Here is a 20,119-nt window from a genome sequence, read left to right on the forward strand (position 1 = left end):
GCTAATTTTATTTACAGCAAATTTAACTTCTGTTTTTTTACACAAATTTGCTCACTCCTATTTAAAATCAAAATAAATCCCTTTAATTATCAAAACCTTACGCATAAATAGGTATTATTTTAATTTTTACCCTTAAATGATATAATAAAAACTTTTAAGAGAAAATATCATTTAAACATGTTTATAAATTTACTCGATTTTTTAAAATTGATTATAAATAATAAACTTACAAATGCGGTGAAAAAAAACTACACCTTTTTCTTGTTTTTATTGTTTTTTAGTAGCAGTTATCTAATTGCACAACAAAAAACACAGCTACCTCTTAAAAACAGCTACAATGATGTTGCAATAACTACTACATCCAATGCTGTTAACTATACAAGTACAGGTTTGTATTTACATGGAGGAACCTCTACTGAACCTACTGAAACCTATCTTCGTTTTCAGGGAATTTCATTACCTGCTGATGCAGTTATAAAAAGTGCAAATATCATATTCTATGGCAGAACAGCAAGTTCAGTTGGTACCACTATAGGCATAACCGGCGAAATTGGAAATTCTGATGCATATCCTCCCTCTGCTACCGTAAATACTGCTACCTCTATAAGAGGACGTCAGTATACAGGTGCTTCGGTGGTATGGGATACTCCCGTATGTGTACCTAATAAAGAATATACAACACCAGATGTAACCAATTTATTGATAGATATGTTTCCTGCTGGCGTTGGAAATAATAATATATCTTTCAAACTGACCGGAAATCAAAAAGGCTCATTTATCATGTGGTCTTATGATGGAAACGCAACTATGGCTCCGAAGCTACAAATAACTTTTACATCGGCTTATGGTACATTTACAACTACTGTATTAGCTAATACAGATGATGGTCGTGAAAACATAAATGGAGAAATGTATCTTACAGATGGCTATATTAATCTGGGAGGCAGAGCAGACTCTGGCAATAGTGCCGTAAGATTTCCTGCTGTTGAAATACCTGAAAAAGCAGAAATCACCGAAGCTTACATTGAGTTCTATTCTTACGGAACAAGCCCTGCAAGTAGCATTAACATCTATTCTGAGTTAGCAAATGCTGCAACATACTCAACTACAGGCAGTAATATTACAAAAAGAAACTATTCTGCTAACACAGTAAATTGGTCTACTGAATCTTGGGTTATCAATAATAAATTATATACAACACCAAACCTTAAAAACATTATCGACGCAACCCGTTTATCGGGATGGAAATCTGGTGAATCAATTGGGTTTAAATTTGTTGGAACTCTGCTTAACAACGGAGCTACAGCCTGCACCAATGAAATGGGTGATCTATACAAACCACGTCTTGTAATTAAATACAAAACAGAAGGAAACGGACCTAGTGTAGAAACAATTCCATTAAATGGAGTTTCAGCAAGTGTTATATCAATCGGAAATGATGACGGTAGAGAATATAACAATGGTAGTATGGCTTTGGGAGATGGCGCTCTATTTTTGAGCGGACGTACTGATGGAAGTGACAGCGGTTTTATTTTTCACAACATTCAGGTTCCGGCAAATGCACAAATCAAAGACGCTTATATCGAATTTTATGCTTACGCTACAAGCCCAGCCACATCCGTAAACATATATGCCGAGATGAATCAAAAACCGTACACAAACGATTCTAAAAGCATTACTTCTCGCCAATATACCAATAATAGTATTCACTGGGCAACTGAGGCCTGGACTAAAGATCTTGAAAAAAATAGAACTCCTAACCTGAGAAATATTATAGACGAAATTCGCTTAAACGGATGGAAATCGGGTGAAAATATCGCCTTTAAATTCAATGGAATAGGTTTAAATGATGGAGCAAGAGCATACGCTTATGAAGGATCTGCACTTTACAGACCACGTTTAGTAATAGAATATGTAAATAATAATGAAGGTCCAAGTATAGTAGTTGACCCTAATGAAGTACAAACCTATGTATCAATTGTGAATACGGGAAATGATGACGGAAGAGAGTACACAAACGGTAACATGGCTTTGGGAGATGGCGCACTATTTTTGAGCGGGCGTACTGATGGCAGTGACAGCGGATTTATTTTTCATAATACCCTAATCCCCGCAAATGCTGAAATTAAAGATGCATATATTGAATTTTTCGCATACGCTACAAGCCCGGCAACGGCTATAAATATATACGCTGAAAAAAATCAAAAATTACCTTACACTTATAACCCTAAAAGTATTACGGCTCGTGAATACACTAATAATAAGGTTCATTGGGCTACAGAAACTTGGGCTAAGGATCTGGAAAAAAACCGAACTCCTAATTTGAGAAATATTATCGATGAAATTCGTTTAAACGGATGGAAATCAGGTGACAATATCGCATTCAAATTCAACGGATTAGGATTAAACGATGGTGCAAGAGCTTATGCTTACGAAGGGTCTAATCTTTACAGACCCCGTTTAGTCGTTAAATATGTTGTTAACGGTGCAGGACCTAGCATAGTGGTTGATCCAACTGAAATACAAACCAATGTTGCTATTGTAAACACAGGAAATGATGACGGTAGAGAATACACAAACGGTAATATGGCTTTGGGAGATGGCGCTATGTTCTTGAGCGGACGTACTGACGGAAGCGATAGCGGTTTTATTTTTCACAATACCGAAATTCCAGCAAATGCTGAAATCAAAGATGCCTACGTTGAATTTTTCGCATACGCTACAAGCCCTGCTACAACTGTAGACATATACGCTGAGAAGAACCAAAAATTACCTTATACTTATAATCCAAAAAGTATTACAGCTCGTGAATACACTAATAATAAAATTCATTGGGTAACGGAAAACTGGACTAAAGATCTTGAAAAAAACAGAACTCCTAATTTGAGAAATATTATCGATGAAATTCGTTTGAACGGATGGAAATCAGGTGATAATATTGCACTTAAATTTAACGGAATAGGTTTAAACGATGGCGCAAGAGCCTATGCATATGAAGGATCTAACCTTTTCAGACCCCGTTTGGTTGTAAAATATGTTGTAAATGGCGCAGGTCCAAGTATAATAACAGACCCGAATGAAATACACACAGAAGCGTCAATCATATCTACCGGAAATGATGACGGTAGAGAATTCACAAACGGCAATATGGCTTTGGGAGATGGCGCTATGTTTTTGAGCGGACGCACTGATGGAAGTGATACAGGATTCATTTTCCGTAATACCAATATTCCGGCAACTTCAGAAATTAAGGATGCTTATATCGAATTTTATGCTTACGCTACAAGTCCTGCTACAACTGCAGATATTTATGCCGAGGTGAACCAAAGAATACCTTATACCTATGATCCAAAAAGCATCACAGCTCGCCAATACACCAATAATAAAATCAATTGGACAACAGAAACCTGGGCTAAAGATCTTGAAAAAAACCGGACTCCTAATTTGAGAAATATTATAGATGAAATTCGTTTGAAAGGATGGAAATCAGGTGAAAACATAGCTTTCAAATTTAACGGTTTAGGTTTAAACGATGGAGCAAGAGCTTATGCCTATGAGGCATCTAATATGTACAGACCTCGTCTGGTTATAAAATATGCCAATAATGGTGCAGGACCAAGTATTGTAACTGATTCCAACCAAACGCAAACTTACACTAACATTGTAACTAGCGGATATGATGATGGACGCGAAAATACTGATGGTAACATGTACTTGGGTGATGCTTTTTTATCATTGGCCGGACAACCGGATTCATATAAAACAGGAATTCGTTTCCAAAATGTTGATCTTCCTGTTAACGCTGAAATAACAGAAGCTTATATCGAATTTTATGCCTACGGTTCGAGTAATGCAACTACAGTATCTATAAAATCTGAGATTGGTGACGCGCAGATGTACTCACCAATAAAAAACAATATGTCTCACCGTACTTATTCTCAAAATACTGAATTGTGGAATACGGATACACGTAACGATTATACGCAAAATCGTACCGTAGATATTAAAAAACTAATTAACGAAAACCGTCTTAGAGGGTGGGAACCGGGACAAAGCTTAGCGTTTTTATTTGAAGGAAAAGGCGTATCGTCTAACTTTGCCCGTGTACGTTCTTACGAAGCAGGCAATTTGTACAGACCCCGTTTAGTAATTAAATACAAAGACAATCAAAAAGGACCGGATGCAGCAGCAGTAATCAGTACACTAAACGATGTAATAACCGACGCTTCTTTAATGAAAGGACTTGTTATTAACGAAGTAGCTGCACAAGGCACTGTTGCTCAAAAAGAAGACTGGATAGAAATATATAACAGTCTCGATAAAACAATTCTTATTAATGGTAATGTTTCAATATCGAATAAAGACACTAAAAAAGATCTTAATCCATTAAAAAACATTCTTATTCCTGCTAAAGGATTTGCGGTAATGATAGCAGATAAAAAACCTGAAAAAGGAAATTTCCACCTTAATTTTGATTTGAAAAATACAGGAGGTGTGGTTTATTTATCAACTTTAGCAGGTAAAAAAACAGCCGCTTTAGATGAACTAGCTTATACCGAAACTCCATACAATACAAGTTACGGACGCAGCACTGATGCAGCAGCTACTTTAGCATCTTTTATTAATCCTACATATAATTTATCTAATAATGCAGGACAACAAAAAGTAATTTTATCATTTAGTAAAGAAAGAGGTATATACCCAACAGGATTTGATTTAACAATTACAGCTCCGTTTGGAACTACTGTTAATTATACATTAGATGGTAAATTCCCTTCCAAAACAGTTGGAACAAAATACACCACTCCTATTGCTATAAAACAATCGTGTGTACTTAAAGTATATGCATATGATGCAACGGGTAATTCCGGAGTAATATCACACACTTATGTATTACAAGACAATTACAAGAATGAGGCACCTAGCAACGATTCACAATGGTATAACAAAACTTATATACTAACAGCCGATGAATATTCAAAAGCAATAGCCGAATTGCCAATTATTTCTATATCGACAGATGCAGAATTAAGCCCTCTTTGGGTACAAGGTTCGTTTGAGTATATAGACAAACATATTTATAGTGATCATACCAACTTTTTCTCCAATTCTACCACAAAGAAATTTGGACAGGCAAGTTTAGCACAATTTAACGGTGGTGCTAAATTTAAATTTAACAAAGATGCACAGGTAAAAAAGGCAAATTATCCTTTCTTTGACGTGTATCCAGGCGAAGTATATCCAACTACAAATAAAGTACAAGTACTTTCATTGAAAGAAGGACAAGATGGTCCGCAGAACAATGTGTATAATACAGGTTACTTACGTTTTGATGAGAAGATGACAATGAACCTTTGCAAAGAAATAGGTAAATATGCTCTTGATACCCGTTATATAAATTTCTTTGTAAACGGAAAATATAGAGGGGTTAAAACTGTAAGAAACGATTTTAGTTCTAATAATTTAGAAGAAGTATTTGGAGATGATGCTGATAATTACACAACCATAAACTTACAGGATGGCAATTTCCCTGTAGGAGTTATCGAGGAAGGTGATGGTAGTACTGCAATATGGCAAAATATAAAGAAACTTGCAGCTGCCAAAGATTTTCAAGGTTTTAAAAATTGGGTCGATGTTGAGGACTTAATTAAATTCCAGATTATGTTTATGTTTACAGATACTGAAAATGAAGCAATTGCCATAGTTCACAACTATGCACCAAACTTTTTGAAGGCAAAAATGAATATAAATGATACCGATGGTGCATTTTTTGGAGGATTTACAGCCCCTACTTCATCGATAACAATGCCTCCTATAGGCTTTGCCGGCGGCGGCGGAAATTACAAACAAAAATGGATTTTAAACGATTCGAGATTAGGACCAGGAGGTTTGTTTGGTAATTTTATGGGGTCTAATACAAATCAAACAACAGGGAACCTTGAATTTAAAACTCTTGTAAAAGATTATGTACAAGCTGCTTTTGGTGACCCGAAAAGCACCGTTGTTGCTCCTCTTTCTGTGAGCAATGTGCAGACTATGATAAAAAATACAGTGGCCGAACTAACCAATGTTTATAAACTCGATGCAGCTTATATGTCTTATGACAGAGAAGTATATAATTACTGGAAAAATATAGATGTGCCAAGAGTAATAGCACAGGTACCTGAAAGAGTATCTTATTCACTACAAAAATGGCAAGAATACGATATGCTCCATACTCTACTTGCGGCACCGTTTGACACTACAGTTTCTGGTCATATTACAATTACCAATCCTAATACAGGAACAGTAGTTTATTATACAACTGACGGTTCAGATCCTATGGGGAAAGATGGTGTTGTATCGCCTTTGGCACACCTATATAATGCAAATGAAGGTATAATACTTCCTTTGGGTACATATACTCTAGTGTCAAGAGCTTTTACCATCAATAATTGGGGACCATTGTCCAAAGCAGATGTAAAAGGTAATATGATGGCCAAGCGTTCGGCAACCAATATTTCGGAAGAATTATTGAATACAGAAGCTCAAAACGTAATCCTCTACCCTAACCCTGCTTATGATGAAATTAATATCAACTTAGAGAATAGTGATTCTGTGAATTCAAAAATGAGTATTTATAATATGGATGGAAAATTAGTACAGAACAATGTATTGACCACTACATCTAATACCGTAAATATCTCCAATTTAAATCCTGGATTCTATATCATAAAGATTTTAAACAACAAAGGCACAGTAAGTACTCATAAGCTAATTAAAAAATAATACCGAATTTCTCTAAAACAGGAATGGCAAATAAAAAAACTCTCTGATTAAATTCAGAGAGTTTTTTATAGGTTTACTATACAAATAAGAATGAAAATTCAAACTAAAGATTAGCTTTTAAAATCTTCCGAATCAGCATTAAAACAGTATAATCTTTTACGAACCAATCCTCAATTTTAAAAACATTTTAAATTATATCCAAAAAGGAGTAATTAAATCCTAAAAACCATAGAAAAGGTTTCCTATTTATTAATTATCTTTACCGCCTTAAAAAGGAATACATATACTAATAGTAGTTTTTAATGATAAACAACGAAGAATTTTTAGACGAAATAGGAGATAATCACTTTAGCAGTAACGCCAAAAATCCTCTAAGAGAAGATGCTTTTGATATAACTGATGAAGAAAAAATAGAAAAAATTAAAAAAGATGTTGAAAACATTCTGCAAACTCTAGGAATGGATTTGACAGATGACAGCATCAAAGGAACTCCAAACCGAGTTGCAAAAATGTTTGTAAAAGAAATTTTTGGAGGTCTTAACCCTGCGAAACAGCCAAAAGCTTCTACTTTTGACAATAATTACAAATATGGCGAGATGCTAGTAGAAAAAAACATTACGGTTTATTCTACCTGCGAACACCACTTACTGCCAATTATCGGACGTGCTCACGTTGCTTATATCTCAAGCGGACGCGTTATCGGTTTATCAAAAATGAATCGTATTGTGGAGTATTATGCAAAAAGACCTCAAGTACAAGAGCGTCTAACCATGCAGATTGTTCAAGAATTACAAAAAGCTTTAGGGACAGAAGATGTTGCCTGCGTTATCGATGCAAAGCATCTTTGCGTAAACTCTCGCGGAATTAAAGATATCGAAAGCAGTACGGTAACTTCTGAATTTGGAGGAAAATTCAAAGATCCACAAACGAAGAGAGAATTTCTTGACTATATTAAGTTAGACACGCAGTTTTAAATTTTGGGTTAAATCGTTTATTTGTTTAATCGTTTAATCGAAAAACAGTTAAACAAATAAACGGTTAAACCATTAAACTAAAAACCATGTACATTTTCTCCTTTGAAAAACTTGAAGTTTGGCAAAATGCAAGAATGTTTATTTTGGACATTTACAAATTGACCAGTAAGTTTCCTTCAAACGAAGTATTTGGAATAACGTCTCAAATCAAAAGAAGCTCCTCTTCGATTGCAACAAATATTGCCGAAGGAACTTCGCGAAACACAAATAAAGATAAAGCACATTTTTTAACGATATCCTATTCGTCTGCGATGGAAACTTTAAATCATTTAATTATTTCAAAAGATTTAAAATATGTTTCAGAACCAGAATATGAAGCATCAAGAGAAAAACTTGAAAAAATTTGCAACCAAATAAATAATCTAAAAAAATACTATCTTTCACAAGAATAAATCCGATAATCCGAATTAAACAAATTAACGATTAAACGATTAAACGATTAAACAAAAATACTATGCCTTTATATACAAGTCAGCCCTTAAAAATATACAATTCGCTTTCTGGCGAAAAAGAAGATTTCAAACCAATCCATGAAGGAAACGTTGGAATGTATGTTTGTGGACCTACGGTATATAGCAATGTTCACTTAGGTAACGTGAGAACTTTTATGTCGTTTGATGTAATCTTCAGGTATTTTCTTCATTTAGATTATAAAGTTCGCTATGTTAGAAATATTACCGATGTTGGGCATATTGTAGATGATGTGGATGAAGGTGAAGATAAGATTGCTAAAAAAGCACGTTTGGAGCAATTGGAGCCAATGGAAGTGGTACAGCGCTATACTGTAGATTTTCATAATATTCTAAAAGCTTTCAATTTCCTGCCTCCAAGTATCGAGCCTACAGCTACTGGACATATTATTGAGCAAATTGAGATTATTAAAAAAATTATCGATAAAGGCATCGCTTATGTTGCCAATGGTTCTGTATATTTTGACGTTGTAAAATATAACGAAACCAACAATTACGGCATCTTAAGCGGTAGAAATATCGACGATATGCTGGCAAACACTCGTGATCTTGATGGACAATCTGACAAGAGAAATCCGCAGGATTTTGCGCTTTGGAAAAAAGCAGAGCCAGAACATATCATGAGATGGCCTTCTCCTTGGAGCGATGGTTTCCCAGGATGGCATTTGGAATGTACTGCTATGAGCACGAAATATTTGGGCAATCATTTTGACATTCATGGAGGCGGAATGGATTTAAAATTCCCTCACCACGAATGTGAAATCGCTCAAAACGAAGCTTGCACTGGTCAAGCTTCAGTAAATTACTGGATGCATGCTAATATGCTTACCTTAAACGGAAAGAAAATGGCAAAATCGACTGGAAACAATATTCTTCCTGGCGAAATTCTAAGCGGAGATAATAACATCTTAAGCAAACCTTTTTCGGCTTCGGTTACTCGTTTCTTTATGCTGCAAGCGCATTATAGAAGTATTTTAGACTTTTCTGATGATGCTATAGTTGCCGCCGAAAAAGGATACAAAAGATTAATGGAAGCACTTGATGCTTTACCAAATATTACAGCAGGAAGTTCTAGCTCTATAGATTTTGCAGCTTGGAAACAACTTTGCTACGATGCAATGAACGATGATTTCAATACGCCAATTTTAATTGCGCAATTGTTTGAAGCAGTTCGTTACATCAACTTATTAAAAGATGGCAAAGAAACGATTTCTGCAGATGACTTAGCTGATTTCAAAAAAGCTGTAAATGCTTTTGTATATGATGTTTTAGGACTTAACGACGATAAAGCTGCTGATGGTGATAGCGATAAATTAGAAGGCGTGGTAAACATGCTTATCGGAATGAGAAATCAGGCTAGAGCAGATAAAAACTTTGCACTTTCAGACCAGATTCGCGATCAATTAATTGCATTAGGAATTCAGCTTAAAGACGGAAAAGAAGGAACTACTTTTAGCATTCAGTAAACAGTTCTTTAGTATTCAGTTTTCTGCTAAAAAATAGTACCCTTTACTGAACACAAATTACTGATTTTTAAATGAAGAAAATTCTAATATATCCGTTTGTTTTGCTGGTTCGTTTCTATCAAACTGCCATTTCGCCGTTTACACCTGCTGCTTGCAGATTTGAACCGACTTGTTCGACTTACATGATTCAGGCCTTGCAAATGCACGGATTGTTTTATGGCGGTTATTTAGGCATTAAACGCATTTTGAGCTGTCATCCTTGGGGAAGAAGCGGTTACGATCCCGTGCCAGAAAAGAAATGCAATCACAAACATTAACCTTTTAGAAAACGGCACTTTACATTAAATATTTATTTTTACAGATATAAAAATTTTATACATGACACACGCCTTAAATTTAGTTTGGAATCCTTCTGAGGGAATCAACTTAGGATTTTTTATGATTCGCTATTACAGCTTAATGTTTGTAATTGCTTTTGGTTTAGGATGGTTCCTAATGAAAAAGATTTTCGAAAGAGAAAACGAATCGATTGAAAAACTAGATTCTTTATTCGTTTGGACAGTTCTTGCCACTTTAATTGGTGCACGTTTAGGTCATGTTTTCTTTTACGATTGGGAATATTTCAGAAACCATATCTTAGAAATCTTCCTTCCGTTTAAATTCGAACCTGAGTTTCAATTTACAGGTTTCCAAGGATTAGCAAGTCACGGAGCTGCTATTGCCATTATTGTTGCCATGTATTACTACAGTAAAAAAATCTTAAAACGTCCGTTGTTATGGATTTTAGATCGTGTGGTAATTCCTGTTGCCAGCGGTGCTATTTTTGTACGTTTAGGAAACTTCTTCAACTCTGAAATTATTGGTCACGAAACTTCTTCTGCTTTCGGAATTCGTTTTCTTCACGATACATTCAGCAAAGCCGAAGCGGTACAAAAAACTGGAATCGCAGATCCAAAAGCTGCTTACAATGCGATTGCTACAGATCCAAAATTTGCAACCTTATTAGCAGAAGTTCCTTCAAGACATCCTACTCAATTATACGAAGCGTTCTGCTATATTTTTGTTTTCGCTATTTTATTCTTTTTATACTGGAGAACCAATGCAAGACTTAAATCTGGTCTTTTATTCGGGCTCTTTTTAGTGCTTTTATTTGTAGTTCGTTTTGTTGTAGAATTTGTAAAAGAAAGCCAAGGAGGTTTCGAAAACGAATTAGGCTTATTCTCAACAGGACAATGGTTAAGTATACCATTTATCATAATCGGGCTTTTCTTTATCATAAGAGCTCAGAGAAATCCGTTAGCTGAATCATAAATTCATTTCAATCAAAATAAAAAAGCGCCCAATATCTCGCATATTGGGCATTTTCTTTTTATAGCTGATACGAAATACCAAATTCGATATTCTTCGTATTATACCCTGCATTACTGCTTCCTAAACCTGCATTGGAAACATGTCTTACACTCGGACGAACATCAAACTGAAATTTATCATAACTTGCCGTAAAACCCAGTGCCAAAACATCAGCAAAAGCAAAACCTTTAGACATGCGTTCGGTTTCTGTATCTGTGATCATTGGTCCAATACTTCCTAGAGCATAAAACGAGAAAACCTTCCCAACAGGTTTACGAACTAAAAAACCACAATTAAGCACATACTCTCGAATGTCTTTCAAACGTGTATATTCATCTCTTTTTTGCTGATAATTGGGCGTTTCTGGCTTAACAAAATAAAAATTCAAAATTGATGCTCTGCAAAGTTAATCTCTGGCTGAACCAAAATTTGATATTGAAAATGCTTTGTTTCTTTTAGCGTATAATATACCTGAACTTTATAAAAGTGATTTGTAAACGTATAGTTCCTATTATTAAACTCGCTTCCAAAACCGTAATTAAAACCAAGAGAAAAACGCGAATTATGTTCCTGCGCACTTATTCTCAAAACCAAAAGAAGTAATAAACTCAAAAGTAATTTTCTTGTCATAAATCGTTTTAAAATTTCATTTAAATATAGTGCAAAAAAAAAAAGATCCAACTTTCGTTGGATCTTTTTTATATAATTAAAACAGTAATTATGCTTTATTGTGTTTGTCTTCGATTGTGTGCTTCTCATCACTTGAAATCGTATCTACCAATACTGGAGTTGCGATAAATAATGAAGAGTAAGTACCCACGATAATACCAATTAACATTGCGAAGATAAATCCTCTGATAGACTCTCCACCGAAGATAAACATCGTTAATAATACGATGATCATCATTAATGAAGTATTCAACGTTCTAGATAATGTAGTATTAATAGAAGCGTTTACGATATCTTCGAAACTTCCTTTACGGTTTCCGATGATGAACTCTCTTACCCTGTCAAATACAATTACCGTATCGTTCATAGAGTAACCAATTACAGTCAAGATCGCAGCTATAAAGTGCTGATCCATTTCCATGTGGAATGGCATGAATTTGTAGCATAATGAGTAAATTCCTAATACGAAGATTACGTCGTGAGCAACAGCTGCAATCGCACCTAATGAATATTGCCATTTACGGAAAGATACCATTAAGTATAAGAAAATAACTGCCATTGCACCAAGAACTGCCCAGTAAGAGTTAGTTTTGATATCTTCAGAAATAGAAGCTCCAACTTTAGAAGCTTGCAATACACCTACCCTTTTTCCATCAAATGAGTTGATAAATTTATCGTAAGTAGTATTTGGGAAATATTTCTGTAATCCAGCGTATAATTTTTGGTTCACTTCCTCATCGATAGCAACACCGTCTTCTTTAATTTTATATTTAGTTGTGATTTTCAACTGATCATCATCACCTAAAATTTTAGCTTCAACTGGAGTACCAAAAGCAGCAGATAATTCGTCTGAAACTGCAGTAGCATCAACTGGTTTTTCGAATTTAACTTGGAAAGTTCTTCCTCCAACAAAATCAACACCCTCATCTAAACCATTAATGAAGAAGATAGAAACTAAACTTACTACTGTTACAATAGAAGAGAAGATATAAGTGAATTTTTTGATTTTGATAAAATCAAAGTGGAAGTTTGTAAACCAGTTTTTAGTAATATTTGTAGAGAAAGTTAAATCTCCTTTTCCTGCAATGTTTCTGTCAATAAAGATTCTAGCAATAAAGATTGATGTAAACAATGAAGTTACGATACCAATTAATAATGTTAATGCGAAACCTTTAATAGGACCTGTTCCGAAAATGAATAAGATTGCTCCAGTTAAAACGTGAGTAACGTTAGCATCAATAATAGAACGCATTGCACCATGCCATCCGTAAGAAGCTTGAACTGCTTCAGAAAGAGATTTACCTTCACGCAATTCTTCTTTTGCTCTTTCGTAGATAATAATGTTAGCATCTACCGCTGTACCCAATGTAAGTACGATACCCGCAATACCTGGCAATGTTAATACGAAACCAAAACTTGCCATAATTCCGAACAAGAATAGTAAGTTTAATAATAAAGCAAGGTTTGCATACCAACCCGCTTTACCATAATAGAATACCATCCAAACACAAACTAATAAGAAACCTAATACAGAAGAAATTGTACCTGCATCAATAGCCGCTTGTCCTAAAGATGGACCTACAACTGTTGATTGGATAATATCTGCAGAAGCTGGTAATTTACCTGCATTTAATACGTTAGCTAAATCTTTAGTTTCAGCTACATCAAATGAACCTGTAATCTCAGATCTTCCTCCAGCAATAGGACCGCTTGTTACACCTGGAGCAGAATATACGATATCATCTAATACAATAGCAATGTAGCTTTTTTGAGCAAATGCTCTACCTGTTAACTCTTCCCAAACTTTAGCACCTTGGCTGTTCATTTGCATAGAAACAGCTGGTTTACCCATTTGGTCAAAAGTATCTTTTGCATCAGTTACAACACCACCGCTCATTGCTGGGTTATTGTCTCTGTTTCCTTTTAAAGCGTATAATTCAACAGCTTCAATATCTGCAGCGCTTTTTACATCTTTAGCTTTAGGATCTTTTATAGTTGTTGGCTTGCTCCATACAAATTTTGCATAGTGTTGGTCAGCAGCCAATAATACTCTAATTTCTGGTCTTTTGAAATAATCATTGATAGCAGCAGTATCTTTAGGAGCAAAGTATCCTAAAACTGGTCCGCCACCTTGAACGATCATTTTATCAAATAAAGGATTGTTTCCTTTTTTAACATCTGAAGAATCTTTAGCATCAGTTAATAATGCATTTAATGAATCTTTAGCAACAGTTTTAGTTTCAGTCTTCTTAACTTCAGTTTTCTTTAAAGCTTCGTTTGCTGATACTAAGAAATTACCAATTTCTTCAATTTTGAAAGTTTCCCAAAACTCTAATTGAGCTTTTCCACCTAATAATTTTTTAATTCTATCAACATCTTTAGCACCTGGAAGCTCAACTAAGATTCTTCCTGTTTCTCCTAATTTTTGGATGTTTGGCTGTGTAACACCAAATTTGTCGATACGCTCTCTTAATACTTTAAAAGCACTTTCTACAGACTCATCAACTTTTCTTTTGATCACTTTTTGAACCTGCGCATCAGACATTTGAAAATCTACACCACCATCTCCTTGAAGACTTCTGTTAGCAAAAATATCTGGAGATGCTAATTTTACAGATCCTTTTGAATTTGCTTCAAAAGCTTCGAAAAACTTATTTAAATATGTTTTGTTTCCTTCTAAGTTTGCAGATGCATCAGCTAATGATTTATTAAAAACTGGATTTTTAGAATTATTAGACAAACCTTTTAATACATCTTTAATAGAAATTTGAAGAATTACGTTGATTCCTCCTTCTAAGTCAAGACCTTTATTAAGCTGTTTGTTTTTCACTTCGTTATAAGTGAAATCAGTAAAACCAAGATTTAATACTTTTTCTTTACCAATAGAATCTAAATATTTCAGCTCTTTATCAGGATTATCTCCTGCAAAAGCTTTAGCTTCACTTTTGACACCATTTGCCACAAAAGTGAATGATAGTTGGTAAATACTTACCAATGCAAATAGAATTGCGAAAAATTTAATAAGTCCTTTATTCTGCATTATTACTAAAAATTAATTATGTTTTATTTTTGATTTTGTTTTAAAGTCCCATAAAATAAGCCCTGACATGATTTTTTAAAACAAAAAAACGAGATCACGAATTACCAATTTTTTTTTAAACCGAGCAAATATATAATTAACGAAAATATTAACCAATTTATTTATTAATTAATCTCAAAAAAAAAGCTGCAAAAGTGCAGCTTTTTTTCTTTTTTGCCGTTTTTATTATACTAAAATAGCTTTTAGGGCATCATTCATGCTTCGAACTGCATCTGCACTTTTGGCAAATAATGCTTTTTCCTGATCGTTTAATTTAATATCAACTATTTCTTCTACTCCGTTTTTACCAATTATACATGGCACACCGATACAGATATCATTCTGCCCGTATTCGCCTTCAACAAATACCGAACACGCGATCATTTTCTTTTGATCGTTTAAAATACTATCTACTAAATAAGCTACAGAAGCTCCTGGAGCATACCAAGCCGAAGTTCCCAAAAGACCTGTAAGGGTTGCGCCTCCTACCATAGTATCTGCCGCAACTTTTTGTAAAACTTCTTCTGAAAGGAATTGCGTTACTGGAATCCCGTTGTAAGATGCCAAGCGAGTTAACGGAATCATAGTCGTATCGCCATGACCTCCAATTACCATTGCTGAAATATCATTTGCAGGCTTATCTAATGCTAAAGAAAGATACGTTCTAAAACGAGAGCTATCTAAAGCCCCACCCATTCCTATTATTCTATTTTTTGGAAGACCTGTCGCTTTTAATGCTAAATAAGTCATAGTGTCCATTGGATTAGAAACTACAACAATTATAGTGTTAGGAGAATACTTCAACACGTTCTCAGCAACTGTCTTAACAATTCCTGCATTAATGCCGATTAATTCTTCTCTAGTCATTCCTGGTTTTCTCGGAATCCCCGATGTAATCACAACTACATCACTTCCAGCAGTTTTAGAATAATCGTTTGTAACCCCAGAAACTTTGGTATTAAAACCAGTGTTTGTAGCACACTGCATAATATCCAATGCCTTACCTTCGGCAAAACCCTCTTTAATATCCAACAATACTACTTCGCTTGCAATTCCTCTATAAGAAATAACATCTGCACATGTAGCTCCAACATTTCCTGCTCCTACAATGGTAACTTTCATATTTTATACTTTATCGGTTATTAATTTATTTTGTCTATTCCTTAAAAAGACAATTCGCTTAATTGTCTAGTAAATTTAAACAATTAAACGAATTGAAATTATTAATTTTTCATTTTATGCATCAATATTTGCATAAACTGCATTTTTCTCGATAAACTCTCTACGTGGCGGCACTTCATCGCCCATCAGCATAGAGAAAACTTGATCTGCTTCTGCCAAACTATCGATATTTACCTGACGTAAAGTTCTAAAGTTCGGATCCATTGTAGTTTCCCATAATTGCTCCGCGTTCATCTCTCCAAGACCTTTGTAACGTTGTATAGAAGCACTTCCTCCCATTCTTTCGTTGGCTTGATCACGCTGAACATCATTCCAAGCATATTCTTTCTTATTTCCTTTTTTAACTAAATATAAAGGTGGCGCTGCAATATATACGTGACCTTCTTCAATTAGCTCTTTCATGAAACGGAAGAAGAACGTTAATATTAAGGTAGAAATGTGACTACCATCGACATCGGCATCACACATGATGATTACCTTATGATATCTTAGTTTTTCTAAATTAAGCGCTTTACTATCTTCTGCAGTTCCTACTGTTACTCCTAAAGCAGTAAAGATATTTCTAATCTCTTCGTTTTCGAATACTTTATGATGCATCGCTTTCTCAACGTTCAAGATTTTACCACGCAATGGAAGAATGGCTTGAAAGTTACGATCACGTCCTTGTTTTGCTGTTCCACCAGCCGAATCTCCCTCGACAAGGTAAACCTCACATCTTGCTGGATCTTGCTCAGAACAGTCTGATAATTTCCCTGGTAATCCGCCACCGCCCATAACGGTTTTACGCTGTACCATTTCACGCGCTTTTTTCGCCGCGTGACGTGCTTGCGCTGCTAAAATTACTTTTTGGATAATTAATTTCGCATCATTTGGATTCTCTTCCAAATAATTCTCCAACATTTCTCCAACAGCTTGAGAAACCGGAGAAACTACTTCTCTATTTCCAAGTTTAGTTTTCGTTTGTCCTTCGAATTGAGGTTCTGAAACTTTTACCGAAATAATCGCTGTTAATCCTTCACGGAAATCATCTCCAGCAATTTCGAATTTTAATTTATCTAATAAACCTGAAGCATCTGCATATTTTTTAAGTGTTCTTGTCAAACCACTTCTAAAACCTTGTAAGTGCGTTCCTCCTTCGTGAGTATTAATATTATTTACGTAAGAGAAAATATTCTCTGTATAACTTGTATTGTAAATTAAAGCAACCTCAACTGGAATTTCTCCTTTATCATTATCCATACTAATAACGTGAGAAACAATTGGCTCACGGTTACCATCTAAATAACGAATATATTCTTTAAGACCTTCATCTGAATGAAACACTTCACTTCTGAATTCGCCTTTTTCATCAACTTCTCTCTTATCTGTAAAAGTAATCGTGATTCCTTTATTTAAGAAAGAAAGCTCACGCATACGTGCTGAAAGCGTATCGTATGAAAACTCGGTTGTTTGCGTAAAGATTGTATCGTCTGGGAAAAAAGTTTGGCGAGTACCTCTTTTTTCTGTCTCTCCAATTTGCTTTACAGGATATAAAGCTTTTCCTCTTTCATATTCCTGCTCGTAAATTTTACCTTCTCTAAATACAGTAGATTTCATGTGAACAGAAAGGGCGTTTACTACCGAAACCCCAACCCCGTGCAAACCTCCTGATACTTTATATGAATCTTTGTCGAATTTACCTCCGGCACCAATTTTAGTCATTACAACCTCAAGTGCAGAAACGCCTTCTTTTTTATGTAAATCAACAGGAATACCACGACCGTTATCTTCAACCGTTACCGAACCATCTTCGTTTATTGCAACACTAATAGCATCACAATGTCCTCCCATCGCCTCATCAATAGAGTTATCAACAACCTCGTAAACCAAATGGTGTAGTCCTCGAACCCCTACATCACCAATATACATCGACGGACGCATTCTTACGTGCTCCATCCCTTCTAATGCCTGAATACTATCTGCTGAATAATTGTTCTTCTTGATTTCTTCGCTCATATAATTTATTCTAAAAAATGTAATTATTGTCTAACACGCAAATATATAAAAACGCGAGCTATATACCCAGTAAAATACAATATAAAGCACTTAAGTTATCAACACAATTGTCTGAAAAACCAAAAAATAATTAAAATTAAATTCCAATTTCTTAAATTACAAATTCCAAAAATGGAAATAACGTAAAAATCTAACTGTTTTGAAATCCCAAATCTGAAAAATCAAATTCCAATTTTTTAAAATTCCAAGTTTGAAACTCTTAAATTCAAAATTTGCTTAAAACATTGCAAAAAAAAAAACCGAAATACATCTTAATGCATTTCGGCTGTTCTATATCGATTCCTGTTTGGAATTTAGAATTTCAAAAAATTGGAATTTCACTATGCAATAACAGTCGTTTTTACAGTTTCAAAATTTCCATTTAAATGGGCTGCATTTGCTCTTCCGCTTGGATCTTGGTTTTCTTGCCATTTTGGAATCCATTTACGAACTGTTTGCGCCGCGCTGACCTGTGGATAGAATTTATGGAAAATCGATCTGTACAAGTACGCTTCTTTCGTTGTTGGAGAATTATATGGAAATTCTGCACTCGCTCCGGCCATTTGCTCGTCTGTAACCTGCGAAGCGCAATATTCAATTAATTCGTCAACCCATTTATAACCTACTCCATCAGAAAATTGTTCTTTCTGTCTCCATAAAACTTCCGAAGGCAAGTACGGATCTTCTGGAGTGTCAAACGCTTTTCTTAAAATGTATTTTTCAACGCCATCATAGGTTTTTGGCTGTTTTTCTTCTGTTTTAATTCGAATCGCAACATCTAAAAATTCGGTATCCAAAAACGGAATACGAACTTCCAGACCATTTGCCATTGTCGTTTTATCGGCACGAAGCAAATCGGCTGTAAATAGCTTCTGAACTCTTTCTATTGTTTCATCTTGAAATTCTTCTTCTGAAGGTGCATTTCTAAAATACAAATGCCCTCCAAAAACCTCATCTGCTCCTTCTCCTGATAAAATTACTTTTATTCCTTGTTCAGCAATGGCTTTAGAAAGCAAAAACATTGGAACACCAGAACGCACAGAAATAATATCGTACGTTTCGATATGATAAATTACTTTTTCTAAAACCTTAACTCCTTCTTCAACAGAAAAATGAATTTCGTGATGTTCTGTTCCTAAAAACTCAGCCGCTTTTCTAGCTGAAATATTATCTGGCGCATCAGCATCTAATCCGATAGAAAACGAGTGCAATTTCTTGCCACTTTCTTTCAACAATCTTGAAGTAATAGCCGAAATCAAAGAAGTATCCAAACCTCCAGACAGCACAACTCCAAGAGGCACTTCTGCCAATAAACGCTTCCGTGTAGCTTGAATCAGACTTTCACGGATTAGCGCTAAATCTAATGGCTGGGTAGCATTTTTATGATCTTCGTATTCTGGATGATAGTACTTTACAAAACCTGTTTTTGCCGTATAATAATGTCCTGGAGGAAAAGTAGAAAACGATTTGCATTGATCTGCAATAGATTTCATTTCTGATGAAAAATAAATTCGCCCTCTTTCATCCAAACCGTAATACAGAGGTTTTACTCCAATCGGATCGCGACCTGCAATGTATTTATCCCCATCAACAACTACAAAAGCAAAATCTCCATCTAATTTATTGCAGAAATCATATCCAAACTCTTCGTAAAGATGTACAATTACTTCAGAATCTGATTGAGTTCTAAAAGCATGATTCTTTAAAACGGTATCTTTAAGTTCTTGATAATTATAGATTTCTCCATCATGCACCATCCAAGCTTTATCAGTTCCTTGAATTGGCTGCCTGCCCGAATTAAGATCAATAATCGACAAGCTCTCATGGCAAAGTATACTGCCATTTTCCATAATACGCACATCACTTTCATCAGGACCACGATGAGACATTCTTTCAGAAAGCTCTTTTACAAGCTTCGGGTCTTTTCCTTTTCCAATTACGGCCAACAATCCAGACATAACATTTTATTTTTTTATTTTATTGTTTAGCAACGAAGCAAACATTAAAAAATCATTAAAATTTTTGATTGAAAGCAAAACTAAATATTAATTTTCGCTTTGCATTATT

12 protein-coding genes are annotated in these 20,119 nt (G+C 34.9%); 6 read left to right on the plus strand and 6 right to left on the minus strand.

Going from position 1 to position 20,119, the window contains the following annotated elements:
• Window positions 1-237 precede the first annotated feature (237 nt).
• From J7574_RS16200 to lgt, 6 genes are all read left to right on the plus strand, one after another.
• Window positions 238-6,768, plus strand: coding sequence for a T9SS type A sorting domain-containing protein (locus J7574_RS16200; RefSeq protein ID WP_290970751.1), 6,531 nt, complete (start codon window positions 238-240; stop codon window positions 6,766-6,768).
• Between the two features lie 302 nt (window positions 6,769-7,070).
• The gene (folE, locus tag J7574_RS16205) at window positions 7,071-7,742 is read left to right on the plus strand and encodes a GTP cyclohydrolase I FolE (RefSeq protein WP_248725997.1); all 672 of its coding nucleotides are present in this window, start codon (window positions 7,071-7,073) and stop codon (window positions 7,740-7,742) included.
• Between the two features lie 86 nt (window positions 7,743-7,828).
• The gene (locus J7574_RS16210; RefSeq protein WP_290970758.1) at window positions 7,829-8,194 is read left to right on the plus strand and encodes a four helix bundle protein; all 366 of its coding nucleotides are present in this window, start codon (window positions 7,829-7,831) and stop codon (window positions 8,192-8,194) included.
• 62 nt (window positions 8,195-8,256) lie between these two features.
• Complete coding sequence (gene cysS / locus J7574_RS16215) at window positions 8,257-9,738, plus strand: cysteine--tRNA ligase (RefSeq protein ID WP_290970761.1); 1,482 nt, start codon at window positions 8,257-8,259, stop codon at window positions 9,736-9,738.
• A gap of 71 nt (window positions 9,739-9,809) precedes the next feature.
• Window positions 9,810-10,055, plus strand: a complete 246-nt coding sequence (gene yidD, locus J7574_RS16220) for a membrane protein insertion efficiency factor YidD (protein ID WP_290970763.1) — start codon at window positions 9,810-9,812, stop codon at window positions 10,053-10,055.
• Between the two features lie 61 nt (window positions 10,056-10,116).
• Window positions 10,117-11,049: a prolipoprotein diacylglyceryl transferase gene (gene lgt, locus J7574_RS16225; RefSeq protein WP_290970766.1), complete on the plus strand. Its 933-nt coding sequence runs from the start codon at window positions 10,117-10,119 to the stop codon at window positions 11,047-11,049.
• 58 nt (window positions 11,050-11,107) lie between these two features.
• Here lgt and J7574_RS16230 read toward each other — a convergent pair whose 3' ends face one another.
• From J7574_RS16230 to asnB, 6 genes are all read right to left on the minus strand, one after another.
• Window positions 11,108-11,476: an acyloxyacyl hydrolase gene (locus tag J7574_RS16230; RefSeq protein ID WP_290970769.1), complete on the minus strand. Its 369-nt coding sequence runs from the start codon at window positions 11,474-11,476 to the stop codon at window positions 11,108-11,110.
• A complete protein-coding gene (locus J7574_RS16235; protein ID WP_290970772.1) occupies window positions 11,473-11,718 on the minus strand; it encodes a hypothetical protein in 246 nt (81 codons plus the stop codon). The genes J7574_RS16230 and J7574_RS16235 overlap by 4 nt, the downstream gene beginning before the upstream one ends.
• Before the next feature lie 88 nt (window positions 11,719-11,806).
• A complete protein-coding gene (gene secDF / locus J7574_RS16240; RefSeq protein ID WP_290970775.1) occupies window positions 11,807-14,797 on the minus strand; it encodes a protein translocase subunit SecDF in 2,991 nt (996 codons plus the stop codon).
• A gap of 225 nt (window positions 14,798-15,022) precedes the next feature.
• Window positions 15,023-15,958, minus strand: a complete 936-nt coding sequence (mdh, locus tag J7574_RS16245; protein ID WP_290970778.1) for a malate dehydrogenase — start codon at window positions 15,956-15,958, stop codon at window positions 15,023-15,025.
• A 114-nt stretch (window positions 15,959-16,072) separates the two neighbouring features.
• Complete coding sequence (gene gyrB, locus J7574_RS16250; protein WP_290970781.1) at window positions 16,073-18,013, minus strand: DNA topoisomerase (ATP-hydrolyzing) subunit B; 1,941 nt, start codon at window positions 18,011-18,013, stop codon at window positions 16,073-16,075.
• Window positions 18,014-18,393: 380 nt separating this feature from the next.
• Complete coding sequence (asnB, locus tag J7574_RS16255) at window positions 18,394-20,010, minus strand: asparagine synthase B (protein ID WP_290970783.1); 1,617 nt, start codon at window positions 20,008-20,010, stop codon at window positions 18,394-18,396.
• Between the last annotated feature and the right edge of the window lie 109 nt (window positions 20,011-20,119).

This window comes from Flavobacterium sp. (genome assembly GCF_017744675.1).
Classification (GTDB): Bacteria; Bacteroidota; Bacteroidia; order Flavobacteriales; family Flavobacteriaceae; genus Flavobacterium.